The organism is Aeromonas sp. s6, from assembly GCF_040907815.1.
GTDB classification, from domain to species: domain Bacteria; phylum Pseudomonadota; class Gammaproteobacteria; order Enterobacterales; family Aeromonadaceae; genus Aeromonas; species Aeromonas caviae.
This window is the reverse complement of the sequence record NZ_JBFOCN010000018.1, coordinates 18,928-42,402: the sequence shown is the minus strand read 5'-3', so window position 1 is coordinate 42,402 and position 23,475 is coordinate 18,928. Positions and strand designations below refer to the sequence as shown.

At 62.0% G+C, this 23,475-nt stretch carries 22 protein-coding genes and 1 tRNA gene; 19 read left to right on the top strand and 4 right to left on the bottom strand.

Translation table 11 applies throughout. From position 1 onward, the window contains the following. Nucleotides 1-134: 134 nt before the first annotated feature. The 14 genes from AB5Y50_RS01540 (at nucleotide 135) to AB5Y50_RS01475 (ending at nucleotide 14,524) form a co-directional block, all read left to right on the top strand. Nucleotides 135-210: transfer RNA gene (locus AB5Y50_RS01540), tRNA-Thr, on the top strand. 212 nt (nucleotides 211-422) lie between these two features. Next, nucleotides 423-1,688, top strand: coding sequence for a cytosine deaminase (locus AB5Y50_RS01535; protein ID WP_319882788.1), 1,266 nt, complete (start codon nucleotides 423-425; stop codon nucleotides 1,686-1,688). An 88-nt stretch (nucleotides 1,689-1,776) separates the two neighbouring features. Then, nucleotides 1,777-2,154, top strand: coding sequence for a fluoride efflux transporter CrcB (gene crcB, locus AB5Y50_RS01530; protein ID WP_010672354.1), 378 nt, complete (start codon nucleotides 1,777-1,779; stop codon nucleotides 2,152-2,154). A 65-nt stretch (nucleotides 2,155-2,219) separates the two neighbouring features. After that, entirely contained in the window at nucleotides 2,220-2,972 is a 753-nt protein-coding gene (gene ubiE / locus AB5Y50_RS01525; protein ID WP_010672355.1) for a bifunctional demethylmenaquinone methyltransferase/2-methoxy-6-polyprenyl-1,4-benzoquinol methylase UbiE, read from the top strand. Between the two features lie 8 nt (nucleotides 2,973-2,980). After that, on the top strand, nucleotides 2,981-3,589 hold the full coding sequence (locus tag AB5Y50_RS01520) for an SCP2 domain-containing protein (protein WP_128343252.1): 609 nt from the start codon (nucleotides 2,981-2,983) through the stop codon (nucleotides 3,587-3,589). Further along, on the top strand, nucleotides 3,589-5,229 hold the full coding sequence (gene ubiB / locus AB5Y50_RS01515; protein ID WP_042879057.1) for a ubiquinone biosynthesis regulatory protein kinase UbiB: 1,641 nt from the start codon (nucleotides 3,589-3,591) through the stop codon (nucleotides 5,227-5,229). Before AB5Y50_RS01520 ends, ubiB begins: the two co-directional genes overlap by 1 nt. Nucleotides 5,230-5,268: 39 nt before the next feature. Beyond that, nucleotides 5,269-5,517 carry a Sec-independent protein translocase subunit TatA gene (gene tatA, locus AB5Y50_RS01510; RefSeq protein ID WP_010672358.1) on the top strand — a complete coding sequence of 83 codons (249 nt, stop codon included), beginning with the start codon at nucleotides 5,269-5,271 and terminating at the stop codon, nucleotides 5,515-5,517. A gap of 3 nt (nucleotides 5,518-5,520) precedes the next feature. Beyond that, entirely contained in the window at nucleotides 5,521-5,979 is a 459-nt protein-coding gene (tatB, locus tag AB5Y50_RS01505; RefSeq protein ID WP_319882789.1) for a Sec-independent protein translocase protein TatB, read from the top strand. Continuing rightward, nucleotides 5,976-6,728 carry a twin-arginine translocase subunit TatC gene (gene tatC / locus AB5Y50_RS01500; protein WP_103858683.1) on the top strand — a complete coding sequence of 251 codons (753 nt, stop codon included), beginning with the start codon at nucleotides 5,976-5,978 and terminating at the stop codon, nucleotides 6,726-6,728. Before tatB ends, tatC begins: the two co-directional genes overlap by 4 nt. Before the next feature lie 111 nt (nucleotides 6,729-6,839). After that, complete coding sequence (locus tag AB5Y50_RS01495; RefSeq protein WP_182935034.1) at nucleotides 6,840-7,625, top strand: TatD family hydrolase; 786 nt, start codon at nucleotides 6,840-6,842, stop codon at nucleotides 7,623-7,625. A 3-nt stretch (nucleotides 7,626-7,628) separates the two neighbouring features. Then, entirely contained in the window at nucleotides 7,629-8,648 is a 1,020-nt protein-coding gene (gene hemB, locus AB5Y50_RS01490; RefSeq protein WP_368162391.1) for a porphobilinogen synthase, read from the top strand. A 221-nt stretch (nucleotides 8,649-8,869) separates the two neighbouring features. After that, nucleotides 8,870-10,912 (top strand): oligopeptidase A, encoded by a 2,043-nt coding sequence (gene prlC / locus AB5Y50_RS01485; RefSeq protein ID WP_042864699.1) that lies wholly within the window; start codon nucleotides 8,870-8,872, stop codon nucleotides 10,910-10,912. A 234-nt stretch (nucleotides 10,913-11,146) separates the two neighbouring features. Beyond that, entirely contained in the window at nucleotides 11,147-13,714 is a 2,568-nt protein-coding gene (locus AB5Y50_RS01480; protein ID WP_041214157.1) for a bifunctional diguanylate cyclase/phosphodiesterase, read from the top strand. 60 nt (nucleotides 13,715-13,774) lie between these two features. Continuing rightward, the gene (locus AB5Y50_RS01475) at nucleotides 13,775-14,524 is read left to right on the top strand and encodes a class I SAM-dependent methyltransferase (protein WP_069784359.1); all 750 of its coding nucleotides are present in this window, start codon (nucleotides 13,775-13,777) and stop codon (nucleotides 14,522-14,524) included. A 70-nt stretch (nucleotides 14,525-14,594) separates the two neighbouring features. Here the strand turns inward: AB5Y50_RS01475 and AB5Y50_RS01470 are convergent, their stop codons facing one another. From AB5Y50_RS01470 to rhlB, 3 genes are read right to left on the bottom strand one after another with little or no spacing between them, the layout of a single operon-like run. Continuing rightward, nucleotides 14,595-14,855 (bottom strand): Rho-binding antiterminator, encoded by a 261-nt coding sequence (locus tag AB5Y50_RS01470; RefSeq protein ID WP_182935037.1) that lies wholly within the window; start codon nucleotides 14,853-14,855, stop codon nucleotides 14,595-14,597. A 12-nt stretch (nucleotides 14,856-14,867) separates the two neighbouring features. Next, the gene (gene gppA, locus AB5Y50_RS01465; protein ID WP_042017418.1) at nucleotides 14,868-16,358 is read right to left on the bottom strand and encodes a guanosine-5'-triphosphate,3'-diphosphate diphosphatase; all 1,491 of its coding nucleotides are present in this window, start codon (nucleotides 16,356-16,358) and stop codon (nucleotides 14,868-14,870) included. Nucleotides 16,359-16,371: 13 nt separating this feature from the next. Then, on the bottom strand, nucleotides 16,372-17,661 hold the full coding sequence (gene rhlB / locus AB5Y50_RS01460) for an ATP-dependent RNA helicase RhlB (RefSeq protein WP_042879063.1): 1,290 nt from the start codon (nucleotides 17,659-17,661) through the stop codon (nucleotides 16,372-16,374). A 113-nt stretch (nucleotides 17,662-17,774) separates the two neighbouring features. Here rhlB and trxA point away from each other — a divergent pair, with 113 nt between their 5' ends. The 5 genes from trxA (at nucleotide 17,775) to fre (ending at nucleotide 23,045) form a co-directional block, all read left to right on the top strand. Then, nucleotides 17,775-18,101 carry a thioredoxin TrxA gene (trxA, locus tag AB5Y50_RS01455; RefSeq protein WP_010672369.1) on the top strand — a complete coding sequence of 109 codons (327 nt, stop codon included), beginning with the start codon at nucleotides 17,775-17,777 and terminating at the stop codon, nucleotides 18,099-18,101. Nucleotides 18,102-18,308: 207 nt separating this feature from the next. After that, nucleotides 18,309-19,574 (top strand): transcription termination factor Rho, encoded by a 1,266-nt coding sequence (gene rho, locus AB5Y50_RS01450; protein WP_010672370.1) that lies wholly within the window; start codon nucleotides 18,309-18,311, stop codon nucleotides 19,572-19,574. 106 nt (nucleotides 19,575-19,680) lie between these two features. Next, nucleotides 19,681-20,688 (top strand): hypothetical protein, encoded by a 1,008-nt coding sequence (locus AB5Y50_RS01445; protein WP_069784336.1) that lies wholly within the window; start codon nucleotides 19,681-19,683, stop codon nucleotides 20,686-20,688. A 33-nt stretch (nucleotides 20,689-20,721) separates the two neighbouring features. After that, a complete protein-coding gene (gene ubiD / locus AB5Y50_RS01440) occupies nucleotides 20,722-22,191 on the top strand; it encodes a 4-hydroxy-3-polyprenylbenzoate decarboxylase (protein WP_010672372.1) in 1,470 nt (489 codons plus the stop codon). 155 nt (nucleotides 22,192-22,346) lie between these two features. Next, nucleotides 22,347-23,045 carry an NAD(P)H-flavin reductase gene (fre, locus tag AB5Y50_RS01435; RefSeq protein WP_010672373.1) on the top strand — a complete coding sequence of 233 codons (699 nt, stop codon included), beginning with the start codon at nucleotides 22,347-22,349 and terminating at the stop codon, nucleotides 23,043-23,045. Between the two features lie 139 nt (nucleotides 23,046-23,184). Here the strand turns inward: fre and AB5Y50_RS01430 are convergent, their stop codons facing one another. Further along, nucleotides 23,185-23,442 carry an accessory factor UbiK family protein gene (locus tag AB5Y50_RS01430; protein ID WP_010672374.1) on the bottom strand — a complete coding sequence of 86 codons (258 nt, stop codon included), beginning with the start codon at nucleotides 23,440-23,442 and terminating at the stop codon, nucleotides 23,185-23,187. Between the last annotated feature and the right edge of the window lie 33 nt (nucleotides 23,443-23,475).

Below are 23,475 nucleotides of genomic sequence, written 5' to 3'. Positions count from 1 at the left end.
CTGACCCCATGCCGAACTCAGAAGTGAAACGCTGTAGCGCCGATGGTAGTGTGGCATTCGCCATGCGAGAGTAGGACACTGCCAGGCACCCAATTTTAGATTACGCATTGAGCGTGGTCTTTACCGGTTAGTGTGCTGATATGGCTCAGTCGGTAGAGCGCATCCTTGGTAAGGATGAGGTCCCCAGTTCGATTCTGGGTATCAGCACCATTAAATAAGAAAGCCTCCCAATCGGGAGGCTTTTTTGTATCTGCCTTTCGGCCATCCATCGCAAATTGCAGTTCTGCAATGTCACACCTTCTTGTTGCTGAGATATCTTCCCTTTCTATCCCGTATGCTTTCCGGGCGGCGCTTCTCTCTTAAAGGGATCCGGGCTAAGTTGTGGATTGGCAAAGACAACTACGCTTTTGAAGGGGAAGAACATGCTGATTAGGAATGTGCGTCTGGCGGGCAGGGCAGGGATGTGGCAAATCCTCTGTCAGGGAGGCGTGATCCGCGCCATTGAGCCCATGAGCACTCAGCTGCTCTCTGCTCGCGAGCTTGATGGTGAGCAAGGCCTTGTCATACCCCCCTTTATCGAACCGCACATTCACCTCGATACCACCCAGACGGCTGGCGAGCCGAGTTGGAACCTCTCCGGTACCCTGTTCGAGGGGATCGAGCGTTGGGCCGAGCGCAAGGCGCTGCTGACCCATGAGGATGTGAAACAGCGAGCCATCCAGACACTGAAATGGCAGATTGCCAACGGCATTCAGTTTGTACGGACTCACGTGGATGTTTCCGACCCCAATCTGGTCGCCTTGAAGGCGATGCTGGAGGTGCGGGAGGAGATGAAGGAGTGGGTGGAGCTGCAGATCGTCGCTTTTCCGCAGGAGGGGATCCTCTCCTACCCCAACGGCAAGGCATTGCTGGAAGAGGCTCTCAAGCTGGGGGCCGACGTGATCGGTGCCATCCCCCATTTCGAGTTTACCCGGGAGTACGGGGTCGAAAGTCTGCACTACGTCTTCGATCTTGCGGAGAAGTATCAGGTTCTGGTGGATGTGCATTGCGACGAAATCGATGACGAACAGTCCCGTTTTATCGAGACGCTGGCAACCCTGGCCTACGAGCGCGGTATTGGCCATAGGGTGACCGCCAGCCACACCACCGCCATGCATTCCTATAACGGTGCCTATGCGTCGCGACTGTTCAGGCTGCTGAAGATGGCGGACATCAACTTCGTCGCCAATCCGCTGGTGAACATTCACCTGCAGGGGCGCTTCGACGGCTATCCCAAGCGTCGTGGCATCACCCGGGTGAAGGAGATGCTGGAGGCGAACATCAACGTCTGCTTCGGCCACGACGACGTGTTCGATCCCTGGTATCCCATGGGCACGGCCAACATGTTGCAGGTGCTGCACATGGGGCTGCATGTCTGCCAGATCATGGGCTACGAACAGATCAACGACAGTCTCAAGCTGATCGGCAGCCACAGCGCCCGCACCCTGAACGTGCAGGATCGCTACGGCATCGAGGTGGGCAAGCCCGCCAACCTGCTGATCCTTCCTGCAGAGAATGGTTTCGATGCGGTGCGCCGCCAGGTGCCGGTACGTTATTCCATCCGTCATGGCAGAGTCATCGCCGATACTCGCCCGGCCGAGACGACCCTCCATCTTGTGAATCCAGAACCGGTAGACTTTCGCCGCTAGGGTCTAGCCGGGTCGATTAATTGCCCGGCTGTCCCCTGCTGCCGACATTATTGCATAATGCCAATCTGACACTCTTGGAGCCTGCTTGATGCAAACCTGGTTATTTGTCGCTGCCGGAGGCGCCTTCGGTGCCTGCCTGCGTTTTGGCATCGCCGAACTGATGGCCTGGCTGCTGGGACGCCACTTTCCCTATGGCACCCTGGTGGTCAACGTGGTGGGTTCCTTCATCATGGGGATTGCCTATGCCCTGATCAGCCATGGTCACGTGGTGGAACACCCGATGAAGCCATTGCTGATGGTGGGTATCCTCGGCGCCCTGACCACCTTCTCCTCCTTTGCCCTCGATACGGTCGTGCTGGCCCAGCAAGGGGCCTATCTGAAGGCGCTGCTCAATATCGGTCTCAATCTGTTCCTCTGTCTGGCCATGGTCGTGCTGGGGATGCAGTTGGTCGCAAGCCGGGTTTGAGGTGTCCGCACGCCATCGGCTCTGGTAAACTGGCGGCCATTCTTTGCTCTATGGGTATTTGAGGGATGTCGGAACAGACTACTACTACGCATTTTGGCTATAAAACCGTGGCAGCGACCGAGAAGGAAACCCTGGTCGCCGGTGTCTTTCATTCGGTAGCGGCCAAGTATGATCTGATGAACGATCTGATGTCGTTCGGCATCCATCGCCTCTGGAAGCGCTTTACCATCGACTGCTCCGGTGTCCGCAAGGGCCAGAAGGTGCTGGATCTGGCTGGCGGCACAGGGGATCTGACCGCCAAGTTCTCCCGCATCGTGGGTGAGACCGGCCAGGTGGTCCTGGCAGACATCAACGACTCCATGCTGAAAGTGGGCCGCGACAAACTGCGCAACCTGGGGGTGGCCAACAACGTCTCCTACGTGCAGGCCAACGCCGAGGCGCTCCCGTTCCCGGACAACCACTTCGACGTCATCACCATCGGCTTCGGCCTGCGCAACGTCACCGACAAGGACAAGGCGCTCGCCTCCATGTTCCGGGTGCTCAAACCGGGTGGCCGCCTGCTGGTGCTGGAGTTCTCCAAACCGGTGAGCGAAGTGATCGCCAAGCTGTATGATCTCTACTCCTTCAAATTGCTGCCGAAAATGGGCGAAATCGTCGCAAACGACAGCGAAAGCTACAAATACCTGGCGGAATCCATCCGCATGCACCCGGATCAGCAGACCCTGGCAGGCATGATGGAGCAGGTCGGGTTCGAACAGGTTGAGTTCTACAACCTGACCCAGGGCGTGGTCGCCCTGCACCGCGGTTACAAGTTTTAAGGTCGCCTATGCCGATGGATGCCATGGTCACCGCGATGATCGAAACCAGCCTCAACCAGTTGCTGGCCCTGGACAAACAGAGCCCGGAGCGCTTGCGCAAGCTGACGGGCAAGGTACTCAAACTGGAGCTGCGCGAGCTCAAGCCGCTCTGGTTTGTCTTCTCGGAGCGCCGTCTGGATGTGCTGGCCAGGTTTGAAGGGGAGGCGGATGCGGTGCTGAGCCTCTCCCTGACCGCCCTCGGTTTGCTCAAGGAGCCTTCCGCCCTGACCCGCTACATCCGCGAGGAGAAGCTGGACCTGAGCGGTGACCCCCAGCTGGTGCAGGCATTCAGCGCCCTGCTTGGCGAGCTCGATATCGACTGGGAAGAGGAGCTGTCCCGCTACACCGGCGATGTGGTGGCCCACACCCTGTGCAGTGGTGCCCGTCAGGCTCGCCGTTTTGTGGGGCGAGAGTTGTGCCGTTCCCAGCGTCAAGTGGCCGAGTATCTGACCGAGGAGGCGAGGCTTGCCCCGGGTCCGCTGGAAGTGGCGAGCTTCAATGACGATGTCGAAGAGCTGGCCCAACAGATGAAGGCGATCGAGTTGCGGCTTGCCCGCCTCGAACAGCAGGTGAGCTGATGACCCCGAAGGAGTTCAAACGCCTCTATCGCATCGTCAGCATCCTGCTGGAACAGGGCATCGACGAGCTGGTGCCCGCCCGTTATCAGCCCTGGCCTGGCCGTCTGGCCCGTCGCAGTCTGTTCTGGCTCAAGAACAAGCAACAAGGCATGAGCCGTGGCGCCCGTATTCGCCTCGCCTTCGAGGCGCTTGGTCCCATCTTCATCAAGTTCGGCCAGATGCTCTCGACCCGCCGAGACCTGCTGCCCCCTGACATTGCCGAAGAGCTGGCCCTGCTGCAGGACAGGGTGCCTCCCTTCTGTGGTCAGGCCGCCCGTCGCCAGATAGAAGAGAGCCTGGGTTGCCCCGTCGAGACCCTGTTCGATGAGTTCGACGAGACGCCGCTGGCATCCGCCTCCATCGCCCAGGTGCACACCGCCCGGTTGAAGGAGAACGGCCGCGAGATCGTCATCAAGGTGATCCGTCCCGATATCGAGCCGGTCATCGAGGCCGACCTGCGCCTGATGCAGGCCCTGGCCCGTCTGGTGGCCCGTTTCGTGCCCCAGAGCGGACGACTGCGCCCCGTCGAGGTGGTGGAGGAGTATCGCAAGACCATACTCGACGAGCTCAACCTGATGCGCGAAGCGGCCAACGCCATCCAGCTGCGCCGCAACTTCACCGGTTCCGAGGCGCTCTACGTGCCCGAGGTGTTCACCGAGCACTGCCGCGAGCAGGTGCTGGTGATGGAGCGGATCTACGGCATTCCGGTCTCCGACATTGCGGCGTTGGAAGCCAACGGCACCAACATGAAGCTGCTGGCCGAGCGCGGAGTGGAGGTGTTCTTCACCCAGGTGTTCCGCGACAGCTTCTTCCACGCCGACATGCACCCGGGCAACATCTTCGTCTCTTTCGAACACCCCGAGAATCCGCTCTGGATCGGCATCGACTGCGGCATCGTCGGCACCCTCAACCGGGAAGACAAGCGCTACCTGGCGGAGAACTTCCTCGCCTTCTTCAACCGCGACTACCGCCGTGTGGCCGAGCTGCACGTGGAGTCCGGCTGGGTGCCACCCGATACCAAGGTGGACGAGTTCGAGTTCGCCATCCGCACCGTGCTGGAGCCCATCTTCGAGAAACCGCTCTCCGAGATCTCCTTCGGCCACGTGCTGCTCAATCTGTTCAACACCGCCCGTCGATTCAACATGCAGGTGCAGCCGCAGCTGGTGCTGCTGCAAAAGACCCTGCTCTATGTGGAAGGGCTGGGTCGCCAGCTCTATCCCCAGCTGGATTTGTGGCAGACCGCCAAGCCCTATCTGGAGAACTGGATGCACGAGCAGGTCGGCCCCAAGGCGGTGTGGAATGCCATCAAGGAGAAGGCGCCGTTCTGGGCGGAGAAACTGCCGGAGCTGCCGGAGCTGGTCTATGAGACCCTGCGTCAGGCCCGCCATCAGCAGCACCACTTCGACCAGATGTTTGCCGATTTCCGTCGCCACAGTCGCCGTCAGGGGCAGGCTCGCTACCTCTTAGGGGTTGGAGCCAGCCTGCTGCTCGCGGGTGTATTCTTGCTGACCCAGAAACAACACATTGAGTGGGGACAAATCAGCCTCGCCGGCGCCGGGTTATGCTGGCTGCTGGGTTGGTTGCGAACCCGTTCCCATTAAATAACCTGCGCCATCGGGCGCCTATCCGGAGAGAAAATCATGGGTGGTATCAGTATTTGGCAGTTGTTGATCATCGCAGTCATCGTCGTGCTGTTGTTTGGCACCAAAAAATTGCGCGGTATCGGTGGCGATCTGGGCGCGGCGGTCAAGGGGTTCAAGAAGGCGCTCTCCGATGAGCCGGCCGACACCAAACCCGAGCAGAAAGATGCCGAGTTCCCTACCAAGCAGTTGAACGAGACGGCCAGCAACGCCGAAGCCGCCAAGCAGAAAGACAAAGATCAGGCCTAAGCCATGTTCGACATCGGTTTTTGGGAACTGGTCGTCATCGGCGTCGTCGCCCTGGTGGTGCTGGGTCCCGAGCGGTTGCCGGTCGCGATCCGCACCGCCAGCCACTGGATAAGGCTGATCCGCAGCACCGCCAACTCGGTCAAGGCCGAGCTGGAGCAGGAGCTCAAGTTGCAGGATCTGCACAACGACCTGAAGAAGGCCGAACGGTTGCAGATGAACAACCTGAGCCCCGAGCTGCAGGAGTCCATCGAGCAGTTGAAAGCGGCCGCCCAGTCGGTGAATCGTCCCTATCAGGGGGAGAACGAGATCCGCCCGCCTCGGGAGCCCGCCCAGGCTGAGCCAGCCACTCCGGTGGCGGCCTCGGTGCCCGCGACTCCAGAGGTGCCACCGGTCAACAGCCAGCGAGAGAGCGAGCCTGTGCCCGCCAGCGAGTCCGCAGCCAAAGGGGAGGGTAAGCCATGAGTCAGGCAGAACAACCCCTCATCAGCCATCTGGTGGAGCTGAGAACCCGTCTGCTGCGCGCCATCTCCGCCATTCTGCTGGTGTTCATCGCGCTCATCTACTTCTCCAACAACATCTACGACTTCGTGGCCCAGCCGCTGCTCAGCCAGTTGCCGGCAGGCACCAGCATGATAGCGACGGATGTGGCGACGCCCTTCATCACGCCCATCAAGCTGACCCTGGTGGTCTCCTTCTTCGTGGCGATCCCCTATCTGCTCTACCAGGCCTGGGCTTTCATCGCCCCTGGTCTGTACCAGCATGAACGGCGTCTCATCATGCCGCTGGTCGCCTCCAGTGCCGTGTTGTTCTACGCCGGCATGGCGTTTGCCTACTACGTGGTGTTCCCCCTGGTGTTCGGTTTCTTCACCAGTACCGCCCCCGCCGGGGTGACGGTGGCGACCGACATCGCCAGCTACCTGGACTTCGTGCTGACCCTGTTCTTCGCGTTCGGGGTGGCGTTCGAGATCCCGGTGGCCACCATACTGCTCTGCTGGACCGGGGTGACCACCCCCAGGAGCCTGAAGGAGAAGCGCCCCTACGTCATCGTCGGGGTCTTCGTGGTCGGCATGCTTCTGACGCCGCCCGATGTCTTTTCCCAGACCCTGCTCGCGATCCCCATGTGGGGCCTGTGGGAGATAGGTCTGTTCTTCGCCCGCTTCTACGTGAAGAAAGAGGACGAAGAGCAGCAACAAACGGAAGAGGGGAGCTGAGGCTCCCTTCCTCTTTTCATGCATCCGTTCGAGGCGTATGGTAAGGCCCCATCGAGTAGATGGTTTTCAAATGCCTGATATGCACCTCGTTTGTCCGGAACCCCTGACTCCATGATCGACATCGGTTTGAACCTGACCAGCAGCCAGTTCGCAGGCGAACAGGCCGACCTGGTGGAACGCGCGCGCGCCGCCGGGGTGGAAGCCCTGATCCTGACGGGCACCGATCTGGCCGGCAGCCGCGAGAGCGCCGCATTGGCCGCCCGCTGGCCCGGTTACTGCTTCTCCACCGCCGGGGTGCATCCCCACGATGCCAAAAGCGTCGATGAGGCGACCCTGCCCGCCCTGCGCGAACTGGCGGCCCTGCCCCAGGTGGTGGCCATCGGCGAATGCGGTCTCGACTACAACCGGGACTTCTCCCCCCGTCCGGTGCAGGACGCGGTGTTTGACGCCCAGCTTGCGATCGCCGCCGAGCTCGGGATGCCGGTGTTTCTCCACTGCCGCGATGCCCATGACAAATTCGTCGAAATCCTGCGCCCCTGGTTGCCCCGCCTGCCGGGGGCCGTGCTGCACTGCTTCACCGGCTCCGACGCCGAGCTGGACGAGTGCCTGGCGCTGGGGCTGCATATCGGGGTGACCGGCTGGCTCTGTGACGAGCGCCGTGGCCAGCTGCTGCGCGAGCAGGTGGCCCGCATTCCAGCGGGTCGCCTGATGATAGAGACGGACGCTCCCTACCTGGTGCCGCGGGATCTGAAACCCAGGCCCAAACGCAACGAACCCGCTTTTTTGCCGCACATCGCCCAGGTGGTGGCGGCCTGCCGTGGTGAAGCGCCCGAGGCCTTGCTGGCCCATACCCGGGCCACCTCCGCCGCATTCTTCCAACTTCCGCTTTTGGAGTGATTCATGGCCACAACTCTTCCGGGGGCCTTCCCGGGCCGTCGCCTGCGCCGGGTGCGCAAACATGACTTCAGCCGCCGCCTGGTGCGCGAAAACGTACTGACCGTCGACGATCTCATCTATCCCGTGTTCGTGCTGGAGGGGGAGGGTCAGCGAGAGGCCGTTGCCTCCATGCCGGGGGTGGACAGGCTCTCCATCGATCTGCTGCTCGAAGAGGCCGCCGAACTGGTAGCCCTGGGGGTGCCGGCGGTGGCCCTGTTCCCGGTGACGCCGCTGGAGAGAAAGAGTCTGATGGCGGAAGAGGCCTACAACCCGGAGGCCCTGGCCCAGCGGGCGACCCGTGCCCTCAAGGCTCGCTTACCGGAGCTCGGGGTTATCACCGATGTGGCGCTCGACCCCTTCACCACCCATGGCCAGGACGGCATCATCGATGACGAAGGCTATGTGCAGAACGACATCACCACCGAGATCCTGGTGAAGCAGGCGCTCTCCCATGCGGCCGCCGGGGCCGACATGGTGGCCCCGTCCGACATGATGGACGGCCGCATCGGTGCCATCCGCGCGGCGCTGGAGGAGAACGGCTTCGTCAACGTGCAGATCATGGCCTACTCCGCCAAGTACGCCTCCCACTACTACGGCCCGTTCCGCGATGCGGTGGGCTCCGCCGCCAACCTCGGCAAGAGCAACAAGGCCACCTACCAGATGGATCCGGCCAACGGCAACGAAGCCCTGCACGAGGTGGCCCTCGACATCGCCGAAGGGGCGGACAGCGTCATGGTCAAGCCGGGCATGCCCTACTTGGACATCATCCGCCGGGTGAAGGATCAGTTCGGCGTGCCGACCTTCGCCTATCAGGTGAGCGGCGAGTACGCCATGCACATGGCGGCGATCCAGAATGGCTGGCTCAAGGAGAAGGAGTGCGTGATGGAATCCCTGCTCTGCTTCAAGCGGGCCGGGGCCGATGGCATCCTCACCTACTTCGCCAAGCGGGTCGCCCAGTGGTTGAAAGAGGACGCCCGACGCTGAGGCGGGGAGTGTCCATGCCCTCACAATGCCGGCCCTCGGGCCGGCATTGTCGTCTCTGGCAGATGGAATGCTGGTTTTATGAACAAAATGCCTGAAAAAGTGGGCAACATGCCCGTCTCTTGGCGGCAAAGGCTTGATAAATGGGGTTTCTGCCTACATCTTAGATGGTCCAAGCAGGCTTCTGGACGGCAGGGGCTGCAGAGCATTTAGAGGTACCGCAGATGACTAACCCTTTGCTGACAATGGACTCGCTGCCTCCCTTCAGCCAGATCCAGCCCGATCAGGTGCAACCTGCCGTGACGCAGGCCATCGCCGATTGCAAACAGAAGATTGAGGATGTGCTGGCCCAGAAGGAGCCTCACACCTGGGACAGCCTGATCGCCCCGCTGGAAGAGGTCAACGACCGCCTCTCCCGGATCTGGTCCCCCATCAGCCACCTCAACGCCGTGCAGAACAGCGAGGCGCTGCGAGCGGCTCACGATGCCTGCCTGCCGCTGCTTTCCGAATTCCAGACCTATGTCGGTCAGCATGAAGGGCTCTATCAAGCCTATCTGGCCCTCTCCGAGAGCGATGACTTCCCCCGGCTGGATGATGCCCAGCGCAAGGAGATCCTGAACACCCTGCGCGATTTCCGCCTCTCCGGCATCGGTCTGCCTGCCGAGGCGCAGCAGCGCTACGGCGAGATCCAGGCCCGCCTCTCGGAGCTCGCCTCCCGTTTCAGCAACAACGTGCTGGACGCGACCCAGGGCTGGCACAAGCTGGTGACCGACGAGGCCGAGCTGGCCGGTCTGCCCGCGAGCGCCCAGGCTGCCGCGCGCCAGATGGCCGAACTCAAGGGCAAGGAGGGGTGGCTGTTCACCCTGGACATCCCCTCCTACCTGCCGGTGATGATGTATGCCGACAGCCGCGCCCTGCGTGCCGAGCTGTATGAGGCCTTCACCACCCGCGCCTCCGACCAGGGCCCCAACGCCGGCAAGTGGGACAACTCCGCCATCATGACCGAGTTGCTCACCCTGCGCCGGGAGCTGGCCCGACTGCTGGGCTTTGCCAACTATGCCGAGCTCTCCCTCGCGACCAAGATGGCGGACAAGCCGGAGCAGGTGGTGGACTTCCTCACCGACCTGGCTGCCAAGTCCCTGCCCCAAGGCAAGGCGGAGCTGGAGGAGATCCGCGCCTTTGCCGCCGAGCAGCACGGTCAGGACGAACTGGCGGCCTGGGATCTTGCCTATTACGCAGAAAAGCTCAAACAGCACAAGTTTTCGGTCTCTGATGAGCAGTTGCGTCCCTACTTCCCCGCCGGTCGGGTCGTGAAGGGGCTGTTCGAGGTGGTCAAGCGGGTGTTCGGCATGAAGGTGCGCGAGCGTCTCGGCATCGACACCTGGCACCCGGACGTGCGCTTCTACGACATCTTTGACGCCGATGACGAGCTGCGCGGCAGCTTCTACCTGGATCTCTACGCCCGCGAGCACAAGCAGGGCGGCGCCTGGATGGATGTCTGCCTGGGTCGCCGCTACCGTCAGGACGGCTCCCTGCAAAAGCCGGTGGCCTACCTGACCTGCAACTTCAACGGCCCGGTGGACGGCAAGCCGGCCCTGTTCACCCACAACGAAGTGGTCACCCTGTTCCACGAGTTCGGCCACGGCATTCACCACATGCTGACCCGCATCGATGTGGCCGGCGTGGCCGGCATCAACGGCGTGGCCTGGGATGCGGTGGAGCTACCGAGCCAGTTCCTCGAGAACTGGTGCTGGGAATCCGAGGCGCTGGCCTTCATCTCCGGCCATTACGAGACCGGGGAGCCGCTGCCCGCCGATCTGCTGGAGAAGATGCTGACCGCCCGCAACTTCCAGGCGGCGATGCAGATGCTGCGCCAGCTGGAGTTCGCCCTGTTCGACTTCCGTCTGCACCAGACCTTTGACCCGACCAGAGCGGATCAGATCCCTGCGCTGCTGGCTGAGGTGCGCAGCCAGGTCGCCGTGATGACGCCTCCGGCGTTCAACCGCTTCCAGCACAGCTTCTCCCACATCTTCGCGGGCGGCTACGCGGCGGGCTACTACAGCTACAAGTGGGCCGAGGTACTCTCTGCCGACGCCTTCTCCCGCTTCGAGGAGGAGGGGATCTTCAACCCGGCCACGGGCCACTCCTTCCTGAAGAACATTCTGGAAAAGGGCGGCTCCAGGGAGCCGATGGAGCTGTTCCGTGCCTTCCGTGGCCGGGAGCCCCAGGTGGATGCGCTGCTGCGTCACAGCGGTATCGCCGCGTGAGGTCCCGCCGCCACAGTGAGCCTCGATTGGATGAGCTGCCGCGCCACTGCGGGAGCTTCAAGCAGGTACACATTTGCTGCATAGTGGGATCGAAACGTGATTTTTGATAGAAAAAGGGACCTTTTGGTCCCTTTTTCCAAGCCTTTTTAATATCTTGCGGAGTGCATGTTTGCACTGTCCCCGCCTCTTCAGTAGAGTCGGGTTCTACCTTCCAGGGAGAGAAAGAACCTTGCCATGAGGCGAGCACTCGAGTCTGTCTATCAAATCATCTCCAGCCTGTCTCATTCGAGTGGTCAGGGATATTTTGATGCCTTTGTGAGTGAAATCGCCAACGCGGTGGGGGCTGACTTCGTCCTGGTGTCCGGCAAGGATCAGGCGGGTCTGTTCTTTACCGTGCATGCCGCCTATCCCGCCTCCCTCGACATCAACGCCTACAGCTTCCCCCTCGCCGACACTCCGGGGGAGATCGCCATGCAGCAGGGTGAAGCCTGGTTCAGTGATCGCACCCGCCAGCTGTTCCCCCACGCCGCCGTGCTGGAGCGCTGCGAGGTGAGAGCCTATGCCGGCGTCGCGCTCAAGAACGCCGAGGGAGAGACCATCGGCCTGTGCAGCGTCATGTTCAAGCGGGCCATGCCGAGAATGGAGAAGATAGTGGGCCTGCTGCGTCTGCTGGCCCCGCTCGCCGGTCGTGAACTGGCGCTGATGTATCAGCAGCGCCAGAGCCAGGAGCAGCCGGCGCAACCGGAACATCACCACTTCCTGGACACCATGATGTCCCATGCGCCCGTGGGCATCGGCAAGGTGGATCTGGGCGGCAAGATCCTCTGGGCGAACCCGGCCATCGAGAAGATGCTCGGCTACAGCCAGGAGGAGCTGCAACAGCTCACCGTCGCCGAAATCAACCATCCGGACGACTGGCAGACCAGCATTGCGCTCTACGACGCCCTCAAGCGGGGAGAGCGTCCCGCGTTTACCCAGGAGAAGCGTTATCTCCATCGGGATGGGACTGTCCTGTGGGGACGGGTGACGGTGACCCTGATCCGCAACGAGCAGATGTACCCCGACTATCTCATGGTGGTGCTGGAGAACATCGATCCCATCAGGCGCCATGCGGAGCAGCTCAAGCTCTCCCACCGGGTCTATGACAACCTCTCCGAAGCCATTCTGGTGTGCGATGCCGACAGTCGCATCATCTCGGTCAATCCGGCCTTCGAGAAGATCACCGGTTACAGCGAGGAGGAGGCGTGCGGCCAGCGGCCCAGCATGCTCAAGTCCGGACTGCACGATCAGACCTTCTATGCGGACATGTACCACGCCCTGGAGCGGGTGGGGATCTGGCGTGGGGAGGTGTGGAACAAGCGCAAGAACGGCAAGCTCTATCCCCAGCAGCTGATGATCAGCGCCGTGCGGGAAGGGGGCAAGATCAGTCAGTACATCGCCATCTTCAGCGATCTTTCCCAGACCAAGCTGGCGGAGCAGAAGATCGCCGCCCAGGCCAACTACGACAACCTCACCGGCCTGCCCAACCGCTGGCTGTTCGGTCGCTGTCTGGCCCGCTTCTGCGAGCGGGGGGAGCGCTTCGCCCTCATGGTGCTCGACCTCAACAACTTCAAGGCGGTCAACAACAGCATGGATCACCATGTGGGCGACGCCCTGCTGCGGGAGGTATCGGATCGGCTGGTGAGCCGGGTACGCACCGAGGACCTGGTGGCCCGCATCGGCGGCGACGAGTTTGCCTTCCTGGTGCCCGGCATCGTCAACCGCCGTCAGGCCGAGGTATTTGCCAAGCAGGTGATCGGCGGCTTTGCCCGTCCCTTCATGTTGGCCAACCAGCACCTCTATGTGACCGCCACCCTGGGGATCACCCTCTGTCCCAATGACGGCGGCGACAGCGACGAGCTCTTGCGCAATGCCGAGCAGGCCCTGTTCGTCGCCAAGCGCCAGGGACGCCCCCTCGGCACCTACAACGCCTCCATGCGGGAAGAGGTGAGCCAGCGCCACCAGATGCAGCACGATCTGGCGGAGGCCATCAAGCTGGGCCAGCTGACCATGGCCTACCAGCCCATCTGGGACAACCGCAGCGGCCGGGTCGCCAAGCTGGAGGCCCTGGTGCGCTGGTATCACCCCCACTGGGGTCAGGTCTCACCGGCGGATTTCATCCCGTTGGCGGAAGAGGCGGGACTCATCCAGGGGCTGGGTGCCCTGGTGCTGTGGCAGTCTTGCCGGGATCTGGCCAGATTGCAGCAGTCCGGCTTCCCGGATCTGCAGATGTCCATCAACCGCTCCACCCTGGAGTTCCAGACCATAGACCCGGAGGCCAACGAGTGGCTCAGGGTGATCCGCCACTTCGAGCTGGATCCGGCGGACATCATCATCGAGATCACCGAGTCCCTGCTGATGGAGACCAGCGATCAGCACAGGGTGCGGATCGATGCCCTGCGCGAGGCGGGCTGCAAGCTGGCCATCGACGACTTCGGCACCGGCTACTCGGCACTGAACTACCTGCGTACCTTCCCGGTGGATCTGGTGAAGATCGATCGCTCTTTCGTACGCCATATTCCCTTCAACGAGCAGGACCGCCTGCTGCTCGACGGCATCATCAACATCGTGCACAACCTCGGCATGCAGGTGGTGATCGAAGGGGTGGAGACCCGGGAGCAGCTCAACTTCCTCTGCCAGAAGGGGTGCGCCTTCACCCAGGGGTATCTGCTCAGCCGCCCGCTGCCCTTCGACGATCTGACCGAGTACCTGAGCCTCAACCGTCAGGGAATGAACCTGGCGAATCTGACCACGGTGAGCTGACCCCCTGCTTCTGCTATCATGCCGGCTTCTGCGCCGTGATGAGTCCATGTTATGCCCCATATTCAGGTTTTCAGTGAAGTGCCCGCCCGCGATGGCGAGCTCGACGCCCTGCGCCAGCGCCTTGCCGACGTGGCGTTTCCCGCTCCCTTCGCCCTGGTGCTGACCGAATCGCGGTTGGAGCTGCGCAAGCTGGACGAACCCAAGCTGGGGGCCGTCTATGTGGACTTCGTGGAAGGGGCGGTGGCCCATAGGCGCAAGTTCGGTGGCGGGCGCGGCCAGTCCATCGCCAAGGCGGTGGGATTGAAGTCGGGAGCCATGCCGACCGTGGTGGATGCCACCGCCGGGCTCGGGCGCGATGCCTTCGTGCTCGCCTCCCTCGGCTGCAAGGTGACCCTGATCGAACGCAGCCCCGTGGTGGCGGCCCTGCTCCAGGACGGTCTGACCCGGGCGGGGCAGGATCCCGAGATAGGCCCCTGGGTGCGCGAGCGGATGCAACTGCTGCAAGGCCCGGCGGTGGAGACCCTGCTGGCGCTGGCCGAGCGGCCGGAGGTCATCTACCTGGACCCCATGTTCCCCCACAAGCAGAAGTCGGCGCTGGTGAAAAAAGAGATGCGGGTGTTCCAGTCCCTGGTGGGGGCGGATCTCGACGCGGATGCCCTGCTGCCGGCTGCGCTCAGGATGGCTGACAAGCGGGTGGTGGTGAAGCGGCCCGACTATGCGGGCTGGCTCAACGAGCACAAGCCCAGCATGGCCATCGAGACCAAGAGCAACCGCTTCGACGTCTATGTGATGGCGGCGCTGGCGAGTTGATTGGCGACTGGCAGGGAGTCTGAGCGTCAAACGAAGAGGGCCAACCTGATCAGGTTGGCCCTTTTGCTATTCATTGGCTGCGGGGTGGGGCGAAGTGGATCCGCTTTTCTTCCCCTTGCCAGACGAGTTCCAGGGTCGCCAGGTCCGCCAGGCTGAGGCGCTCAGCGCACTCCAGCAGCAGATATTCGACTCCGTCGCTGGCTTCTATGGTGCGGATCTTGTCCGCCCAGGTTCGTCCATCCCGGTCGGTGATCGTGACGGGCAGCTGCCAGCTGGCGGCGATCTCCAGCCAGTCGTACAGGTCACAGCTGACGGGTTGGTAATCGGCCATGGGGTGTGCGGCTCAGGCTTCCAGCAGTCGGGTGGACCAGCCCATCTTCTGCTGGCGCTCCACCTCGAGGCGCAGCTCGCTGGCGCGCAGGTAATGCTCGTCCAGCCAACCCTTGGGCAGGGTCAGGGTCAGGGCATCTTCATCGGCTTGCAGCATGAACCTGGGCACAGTGCCCTGGGTCCGGCGCATGCAGAGGATGAGGGAGATGCGCAGGATGCGGGCCAGCCGGATCGCCTGGCGACCGGTGACGGCGCCCTGTTTCTCCAGCGGCTCCAGTTTGAATTCATCCCGCTGGTTGAACAGCAGGGCCGACAGCAGCTTCTTCTGCGCGGGGGTGAAGCCCGGCATGTCGATGTTGTCGATGATGTAGGCGGCGTGCTGCGGCGCCTTCTTGTACTCGATGCACAGACCGATTTCGTGCAGCAGGGCTGCGTAGCGCAGGATCGGGCGGCCGTAGCGCTTGGAGAGGCGCCAGGCAGGCTGCAACTGGGTGAACGCCTCGATGGCGGTGTCGCGGACCCGCTCGGCGTGCTCCTTGTCGAGCTGGTAGCGGCTGATCAGGCTGTCGGCGGTGCGATCCCGGGCATCACAGTCATGATTGTTGCCGAGCAGGCCGTAGATGAGCCCTTCACGCAGTGCACCGCCCGCCAGGGTCATGCTCTCGATGTCGAGGGTCTCGAAGATGGCGATCAGGATGGCGAGACCGGAGGGGAACACGGTCAGCCGTTCGGCCGCCAGCCCTTCGAGCTGCAACTTATCGAGTCTGCCGCAGGCGATGGCCTGACCCATCAGCTCTTGCAACTTGGGCAGGGTGACCCGCTCGCTCTTGCCCTGGGCCAGCATGATCTCCTGCAGCGCCTGGACGGTGCCGGAGGCGCCGACGCAGGTGCGCCAGCCGAGGACACGGTAGTCCGCAGCCACTTTCTCCAGTACCGCCTTGGCGGCGGCAATGGCCTGGTTGAAGCGCGCCTCGGAGAGCTCGCCATCACCGAAGTGGTTGTTGAGCCAGGTGACGCAGCCCATGTGCAGGCTGTTGAGCAGCTTGGCTTCGCTCTGCTCGCCGATCACCAGCTCGGTGCTGGCGCCACCGATGTCGATCACCAGCCGATTGCCTTCCCCTGCCGACGTCCAGGAGACTCCTTCATAGATGGTCTTGGCTTCTTCCTCGCCCGAAATGATCTCGATGCTGTGGTTGAGCACCCGTTCCGCTTCGCTGATGAATTCGTCGACGTTGGTGGCCAGGCGCAGGGTGGCGGTGCCCACTACCCGGATGTTGTCGGACGGGATGTCCTGCAACTGCTCGGAGAAGAGGCGCAGACAATCCCAGCCCCGCTCCATGGCGGCACGGTTGAGGCGAAAATCGGCATCGAGGCCCGCGGCGAGGCGTACCTTGCGCTTGACCTTGGTGACGGTGCGCAGGGCACCGGCGACCTCGCGCACCACCAGCATGTGAAAGCTGTTGGAGCCGAGGTCGATGGCGGCATAGAGAGGCGAGTTGTGCAACTTGGCCGATCCCTCAGTTCTTGCGGGGGGGACGACGACGGTTGTTGCTGTTGCCACCGCCCTGGCGATCCCGCATGTTGCGGTTCACCGGCTGGCGGTTGCGGAACACCCGTTTTGGTGCGGTGACGTCATCCAGCAGCGCCTCGCGGTCATACTTGCTGACCGGGATGGGGTGGTGGATGTACTCCTCGATGGCCGGCAGGTTGAAGGCATAGTCTTCACAGGCCAGGCTGATGGAGTGACCGCTTTTGCCGGCGCGGCCGGTACGACCGATGCGGTGGACATAGTCTTCGGCATCGTCGGGCAGGTCGTAGTTGAAGACGTGGGTCACGTCGGGGATGTGCAGACCACGGGCGGCCACGTCGGTGGCGACCAGGATATCCAGGGTACCCTTGGTGAACTCTTCCAGGATCTTCATCCGCTTCTTCTGCGGCACGTCGCCGGTCAGCAGGCCGACGCGGTGGCCGTCGTTCTCCAGCCAGGCGTGAACGTCTTCACAGACGTGCTTGGTGTTGGCGAAGACGATGGCTTTCTCGGGCCACTCCTCTTCCATCAGGGAGAGCAGCAGCAACATCTTGTCTTCGTTGGAGGGGTAGAAGAGCTCCTCCTTGATCCGCACGCCGGTCATCTGTTCCGGTTCGACCTGTACATGTTCCGGGTGGTTCATGTGTTCATAGGCCAGCTCCTGCACCCGCAGGGAGAGGGTGGCGGAGAACAGCATGCTCAGACGCTCGGTGGCGGGGGGCATGCGGCGGAACAGGAAACGGATGTCCTTGATGAAGCCCAGATCGAACATGCGATCCGCTTCGTCCAGCACCACGACCTGGATGTTGCCGAGATCGATGACCTTGGACTTGAAGTAGTCAATGATGCGACCCGTGGTGCCGATCAGGATGTCGACGCCCTGTTCCAGCACGGCCAGCTGCTTGTCGTAGCCTTCGCCACCATAGGCGAGACCGAGCTTGAGCCCGGTGGAGGCGGACATGCTCTCTGCATCGTTATAGATCTGGACGGCCAGCTCCCGGGTCGGGGCCATGATGATGGCGCGGGGCTGGTTGACGAGGCGCGGCCTGGTCAGCGGATGGGTCAGCAAATAGTTGAATGTCGCCGCCAGGAAAGCCAGGGTTTTTCCGGTCCCCGTCTGAGCCTGACCGGCAAGGTCATGACCTTCAACCAGCAGGGGCAGGGAGAGTGCCTGGATGGGCGTACAATAGTGAAATCCCTTTGATTCCAGACCAGCCAGAACTTCGGGTTCGAGGCCCATTTGGGCGAATTTTTCGGTCGTTAGATGTGTTTTGCTCATGGCGGTAGGTTATCAGGTTAGGCTTGCAATAATAAACAGGATCATTTCAAATAGGGCAACTATTGCCTTTGTTGAACCATCAATAAAGCCTTAATTACTGACTGGAGTTGGAGATGAGTGACAAGATTGTTCAGCTGAGCGATGCCAGCTTCGAGGCCGATGTAATCAACGCCGACAGCCCTGTTCTGGTCGATTTCTGGGCCGAATGGTGTGGACCGTGCAAGATGATTGCCCCGATCCTGAACGAAGTTGCTCAGGAATATGAAGGTCGCGTGACCGTGGCGAAATTGAACATCGATCATAACGCCGACACTCCGCCCAAGTACGGCATTCGTGGTATCCCGACCCTGCTGCTGTTCAAGAATGGTGAAGTGGCAGCGACCAAGGTCGGCGCCCTGTCCAAGACCCAACTGAAAGAGTTCCTGGACGGCAACCTGTAATAATCAAGAAGGAGCGCATTGCAATAATGCGCTCCTTGTGTTTTATCACCTAGACGCTCACCCTGATTGGTGCTAGTTTATCGCTCGTTTGCTAACCTTTTTGCCTGACTCTTTGCTTAACTACCAGCCTGGCAAGTCAAATCCGATCAGCATCAATCCAGCAGACTGTCTCCTCATTTCAATCCTTGCTTACAGACTTTCACCACTATGAATCTGACTGAACTTAAGAACACTCCTGTGTCCGAGCTGGTCCAGCTTGGCGAATCCATGGGGTTGGAAAATCTGGCTCGGGCGCACAAGAAAGACATTATCTTTGCAATCCTCAAGGCGCACGCCAAGGGCGGCGAGGATATCTTTGGCGACGGTGTGCTGGAAATCCTGACCGACGGTTTCGGTTTCCTGCGCAGTGCAGACGGCTCTTATCTCGCTGGTCCGGATGACATCTATGTCTCCCCGAGCCAGATCCGCCGCTTCAACCTGCGTACCGGCGATACCATTTCCGGCAAGATCCGGCCGCCGAAAGAGGGCGAGCGCTATTTCGCCCTGCTCAAGGTCAACGACGTCAACTACGACCGTCCGGAAAACTCCCGCAACAAGATCCTGTTTGAAAACCTCACTCCCCTGCACGCCAACGAGCGTCTGCGCATGGAGCGTGGCAACGGTTCCACCGAAGACATCACCGCCCGTGTACTGGATCTGGCATCCCCGATCGGCAAGGGCCAGCGCGGTCTCATCGTTGCACCGCCCAAGGCCGGTAAGACCATGCTGCTGCAGAACATCGCCCAGAGCATCGCCTACAACCACCCGGATTGTGAGCTGATCGTGCTGCTGATTGACGAGCGTCCGGAAGAAGTGACCGAGATGCAGCGGATGGTGAAGGGCGAAGTCATCGCCTCCACCTTCGACGAGCCGGCCTCCCGTCACGTCCAGGTCGCCGAAATGGTGATCGAGAAGGCCAAGCGTCTGGTCGAGCACAAGAAGGACGTGGTGATCCTGCTGGACTCCATCACCCGTCTGGCCCGCGCCTACAACACCGTCATCCCGTCTTCCGGCAAGGTGCTGACCGGTGGTGTGGACGCCAACGCCCTGCACCGTCCGAAGCGTTTCTTCGGTGCGGCGCGCAACGTCGAAGAGGGCGGCAGCCTGACCATCATCGCCACCGCGCTGATCGATACCGGCTCCAAGATGGATGAAGTCATCTACGAAGAGTTCAAGGGTACCGGCAACATGGAACTGCACCTCTCGCGCAAGATTGCCGAGAAGCGCGTCTACCCGGCCATCGACATCACCCGCTCCGGCACCCGCAAGGAAGAGCTGCTGACCGCACCGGACGAGCTGCAGAAGATGTGGATCCTGCGCAAGATCATTCACCCCATGGGCGAGATCGACAGCATCGAGTTCCTCATCGACAAGCTGGCTGCGACCAAGACCAACGACGAGTTCTTCGACTCCATGAAGCGTCAACAGAAGTAACAGTCTCTTCAATGACAAAACCGCGGCCCAGGTCGCGGTTTTTGTTTATCTATTTCACGGCTGGCTTAGTAGTATGAAGCCTCGATGTCACAAGGAAAGGGACGTCATGAAGCTGGTGTTGTTCATATGGATGGGTTGGTTGTGGCTGGCGGCCCCGGTGCATGCCGACTCCCCGCCGCAATTGCAGGCTCCCCTGGTGGCGGACGAGGGACTGGAGGGGCATCGGGCGTACCTGGACGGCCGTATGGCGCTCGGGCAGTTTGATGCCATGGACTCGTTGCTCGAGTCCCTGTCGGTGGGGCAGCGGGAGTTCCTGTTGTTCCAGTTGCTGGGTGAGCTCAAGTCATCGGGCGCACCGAGCCCGGCGCTGCTGGCCTGGGTGCGAGCACAAGCGGCAAAGGCGCCACAATGGCTGGTGGAAGGGAAGGTGGACGGTTTCCTGGTGCAGCTACCCGCCTACGACTTCCCCGCCGAGGCCCGGCTGGTGCTGAGCCACTGGCAGCAGCTGGCCTGGCAGGACAACTATCGCCAGTTGCTGGAGCAGGATCGCTTCGACTTCAAGCAGGTCTACTACAGCCGCAATCCCGAGCTGGCACAGCAGCAGCAGGCCCTGCTGGCGGTGCTCGATCGGCAGCCGGTATCCGTGCTGCGTCGGGAGGCGCAGCGGCTTGCCGCCCTCAATCTCTTCCTGCCGGACAACCAGTTGCTGCTGCACTTCATCGAACAGACCGGGGAGACGGCACTCTACCTCAAGCTGTGGCGTCAGCCAGTGGATCACGATAGCCTGACTGCGCTGCACACCATTTCCCGCTTTTATTCAGGTCAGGAGGCGAGCGATCTGCTGATCGCCGCCAGCCAGAACAGCCGCCTGATGGTCCCCGCCCTGCACCAGCTCAGCCGCCTCTCCCCCTTGCCGGACGGGGCCCAGCAGTTCCTCCTGGCCGAACTCGGCAAGCACCAGTATGGCGGGCTGGTGGCCGGCCTGTTGTTGCAGATGGACGAGCCCAGGCTCCTGGGTCAATTGGCAAACCGGCTGACGCTTCAGGAGCGGCGACACGCCTCGTCCGTCATGAGGTCCGATACGGGTACACCGGATACGCCGCCAGGGTTATAATGCTGGACCACCTGATCCCGCTGGGGTACTTGCATGAAATACAAGGACTTGCGTGATTTTATCGCGCAGTTGGAACAAAACGGACAGCTCAGGCGCATCAGTCGCGAGATAGACCCCTATCTGGAGATGACCGAGATCAGCGACCGCACCCTGCGGGCGGGCGGGCCTGCCCTGCTGTTTGAAAATCCCAAGGGCTACACCATGCCGGTGTTGACCAACCTGTTCGGCACGCCGGACCGGGTTGCCATGGGCATGGGCCAGCCCAACGTCAGCGCCCTGCGCCAGGTGGGGACCTGGCTCTCCTACCTGAAAGAGCCGGAGCCGCCTCGCGGGCTCAAGGAGCTGATGGAGAAGCTGCCCATCTTCAAGCAGGTGCTCAACATGCCGACCAAGCGGCTCTCTTCGGCCCCCTGTCAGCAGGTGGTGCTGGAAGGGGACGCGGTGGATCTGGATCAGATCCCGATCCAGCACTGCTGGCCCGGGGATGTGGCGCCCCTGGTCACCTGGGGTCTGACCATCACCCGCGGTCCCTACAAGAAGCGGCAGAACCTCGGCATCTATCGCCAGCAGAAGATCGGCAAGAACAAGCTGATCATGCGCTGGCTGGATCACCGGGGCGGCGCCATCGATTTTCGCGAGTGGCAGGAGGCCCACCCGGGCGAACGCTTCCCGGTGGCGGTGGCGCTGGGCGCCGATCCGGCGACCATCCTGGGCGCGGTGACGCCGGTGCCGGACAGCCTCTCCGAATACGCCTTTGCCGGTCTGCTGCGGGGCAGCCGTACCGAGGTGGTGAAGGCGCTGAGCTGCGATCTGGAAGTGCCCGCCAGCGCCGAGATCGTGCTGGAAGGCTATCTGGAGCCGGGGGAGATGGCCCCCGAAGGGCCTTACGGCGATCACACCGGCTACTACAACGAAGTGGACGAGTTCCCGGTCTTCACCATCACCCACATGACCATGCGCCGGGATGCCATCTACCACAGCACCTACACCGGCCGTCCGCCCGATGAGCCGGCGGTGCTCGGGGTGGCGCTCAACGAGGTGTTCGTGCCGCTGTTGCAGAAGCAGTTCCCCGAGATAGTGGACTTCTACCTGCCGCCGGAGGGGTGCTCCTACCGGATGGCGGTGGTGACCATCAAGAAGCGCTACCCTGGCCACGCCAAGCGGGTGATGCTGGGGGTCTGGTCCTTCCTGCGCCAGTTCATGTACACCAAGTTCGTGATCGTCTGCGATGACGACATCAACGCCCGGGACTGGAAGGACGTGATCTGGGCCATCACCACCCGGATGGATCCGGCTAGGGACACCACCCTGATCGAGCACACCCCCATCGACTACCTGGACTTCGCCTCGCCGGTCTCCGGGCTCGGCTCCAAGATGGGGCTGGATGCCACCAACAAGTGGCCGGGGGAGAGCAATCGGGAGTGGGGTCAGCCCATCGTCCAGGACGAGGCGGTAAAGCAGAAGATCGATGCCATCTGGGACGAGCTGAAGATCCTCGACTGAGGGATCCCCGATGGGGCGCGGCCATTGTGGCGCAAAAGTGCGGTATTGCCGTGCCGAATTGGGTATGCTCGACGGACCTGACCACCAACTGGTCGCCATAAAAACAGTGAAACCATGAGCGAAGCGGGCCGGGCAGGCCCCTCACAAGGACAAGAATGCAACGTATCAAGTGCCGCGTAGAGGAACTGCGCGAATATGTCGACACCATCTGGCACGTGGCGCTGGCGCCGCAGCAGGAGGTGAGCTTCAAGCCGGGCCAGTATCTGCTGGTGGTGATGAGCGATTCGGACAAGCGCCCCTTCTCCATCGCCAACTCGCCGACCCGCTCCGGCGTGCTGGAGCTGCAGATCGGTGCCACTCCCGAGAATGCCTATGCCGGTCAGGTGTTGGCCCGCATGCGCGAGCAGGGAGAGATCGAGGTCGAGCTGGCCGCCGGCAAGGCGTTCCTGCGCGACGAATCCCCCCGACCGCTGATCCTGATGGCGGGCGGCACCGGCTTCTCCTATGCCCGCGCCATCCTGGAATACCTGATCGGCAGCGGCAGCAAGCGTCCGGTGTTCCTCTACTGGGGGGTACGCCAGGCGCACTGGCTCTACGAGCTGGAGCAGATGCAGCAGTGGGAGCGCGACTACGCGCCGCTGACCTTCATTCCCGTGGTGCAGGAGCCCGAGAGCGACTGGACCGGCAGGACCGGGCTGGTGCACAAGGCCATCATGGATGACTTCGTCAGCCTGCATGACTACGACATCTATGTGGCGGGCCGCTTCGAGATGGCCGGTGCCGCGCGGGAAGAGTTCAAGGTGCTGGGCGCCGAGCCCGAGCGCATCTTCGGCGACGCCTACGAGTTTATCTGACCACGGCCAACCGCAGAGCGTCGATCTGCCCCCTTATCGTCTTGCGAGAGAAGGGGGGATGAGAAACTCGTTGTCCCCATAAAAACGACAAACCCCAGCCTGGCTGGGGTTTGTGCTATCTACGGCGGGTCACGCCGGATCATTCGCCCTTGGCAGCGAGCTGCTGCTCGAGCTGGGCCAGCTTGGCCTCGAGGGCGGTCAGCTTCTCCCGGGTGCGCAGCAGCACCTTGGTCTGCACGTCGAACTCCTCGCGGCTCACCAGATCCAGCTTGTTGAGCTGAGCCTGCAAGACCTGACGGGTCTTTTTCTCCACCTCTTCACCCATGCTGCGAATGCCGGGGGGCAGGGCGTTGTGTATCTGTTTGGCGATCTCTTCCAGTTTTTTCGGGTCGATCATGGGGGTCTCCTTAAGCAATGGCGCCATTCTACC

What these genes read in the sequence shown, in the direction of transcription:
- ubiD (WP_010672372.1), top strand. Translation starts at nt 20,722, where the DNA reads ATGAAATACAAGGACTTGCGTGATTTTATCGCGCAGTTGGAACAAAAC.
- ubiB (WP_042879057.1), top strand. Translation starts at nt 3,589, where the DNA reads ATGACCCCGAAGGAGTTCAAACGCCTCTATCGCATCGTCAGCATCCTG.
- AB5Y50_RS01430 (WP_010672374.1), bottom strand. Translation starts at nt 23,442, where the DNA reads ATGATCGACCCGAAAAAACTGGAAGAGATCGCCAAACAGATACACAAC.
- AB5Y50_RS01520 (WP_128343252.1), top strand. Translation starts at nt 2,981, where the DNA reads ATGCCGATGGATGCCATGGTCACCGCGATGATCGAAACCAGCCTCAAC.
- rhlB (WP_042879063.1), bottom strand. Translation starts at nt 17,661, where the DNA reads ATGAGCAAAACACATCTAACGACCGAAAAATTCGCCCAAATGGGCCTC.
- AB5Y50_RS01495 (WP_182935034.1), top strand. Translation starts at nt 6,840, where the DNA reads ATGATCGACATCGGTTTGAACCTGACCAGCAGCCAGTTCGCAGGCGAA.
- AB5Y50_RS01445 (WP_069784336.1), top strand. Translation starts at nt 19,681, where the DNA reads ATGAAGCTGGTGTTGTTCATATGGATGGGTTGGTTGTGGCTGGCGGCC.
- prlC (WP_042864699.1), top strand. Translation starts at nt 8,870, where the DNA reads ATGACTAACCCTTTGCTGACAATGGACTCGCTGCCTCCCTTCAGCCAG.
- AB5Y50_RS01535 (WP_319882788.1), top strand. Translation starts at nt 423, where the DNA reads ATGCTGATTAGGAATGTGCGTCTGGCGGGCAGGGCAGGGATGTGGCAA.
- tatB (WP_319882789.1), top strand. Translation starts at nt 5,521, where the DNA reads ATGTTCGACATCGGTTTTTGGGAACTGGTCGTCATCGGCGTCGTCGCC.
- fre (WP_010672373.1), top strand. Translation starts at nt 22,347, where the DNA reads ATGCAACGTATCAAGTGCCGCGTAGAGGAACTGCGCGAATATGTCGAC.
- AB5Y50_RS01470 (WP_182935037.1), bottom strand. Translation starts at nt 14,855, where the DNA reads ATGGCCGATTACCAACCCGTCAGCTGTGACCTGTACGACTGGCTGGAG.
- trxA (WP_010672369.1), top strand. Translation starts at nt 17,775, where the DNA reads ATGAGTGACAAGATTGTTCAGCTGAGCGATGCCAGCTTCGAGGCCGAT.
- hemB (WP_368162391.1), top strand. Translation starts at nt 7,629, where the DNA reads ATGGCCACAACTCTTCCGGGGGCCTTCCCGGGCCGTCGCCTGCGCCGG.
- AB5Y50_RS01480 (WP_041214157.1), top strand. Translation starts at nt 11,147, where the DNA reads ATGAGGCGAGCACTCGAGTCTGTCTATCAAATCATCTCCAGCCTGTCT.
- crcB (WP_010672354.1), top strand. Translation starts at nt 1,777, where the DNA reads ATGCAAACCTGGTTATTTGTCGCTGCCGGAGGCGCCTTCGGTGCCTGC.
- tatC (WP_103858683.1), top strand. Translation starts at nt 5,976, where the DNA reads ATGAGTCAGGCAGAACAACCCCTCATCAGCCATCTGGTGGAGCTGAGA.
- rho (WP_010672370.1), top strand. Translation starts at nt 18,309, where the DNA reads ATGAATCTGACTGAACTTAAGAACACTCCTGTGTCCGAGCTGGTCCAG.
- tatA (WP_010672358.1), top strand. Translation starts at nt 5,269, where the DNA reads ATGGGTGGTATCAGTATTTGGCAGTTGTTGATCATCGCAGTCATCGTC.
- ubiE (WP_010672355.1), top strand. Translation starts at nt 2,220, where the DNA reads ATGTCGGAACAGACTACTACTACGCATTTTGGCTATAAAACCGTGGCA.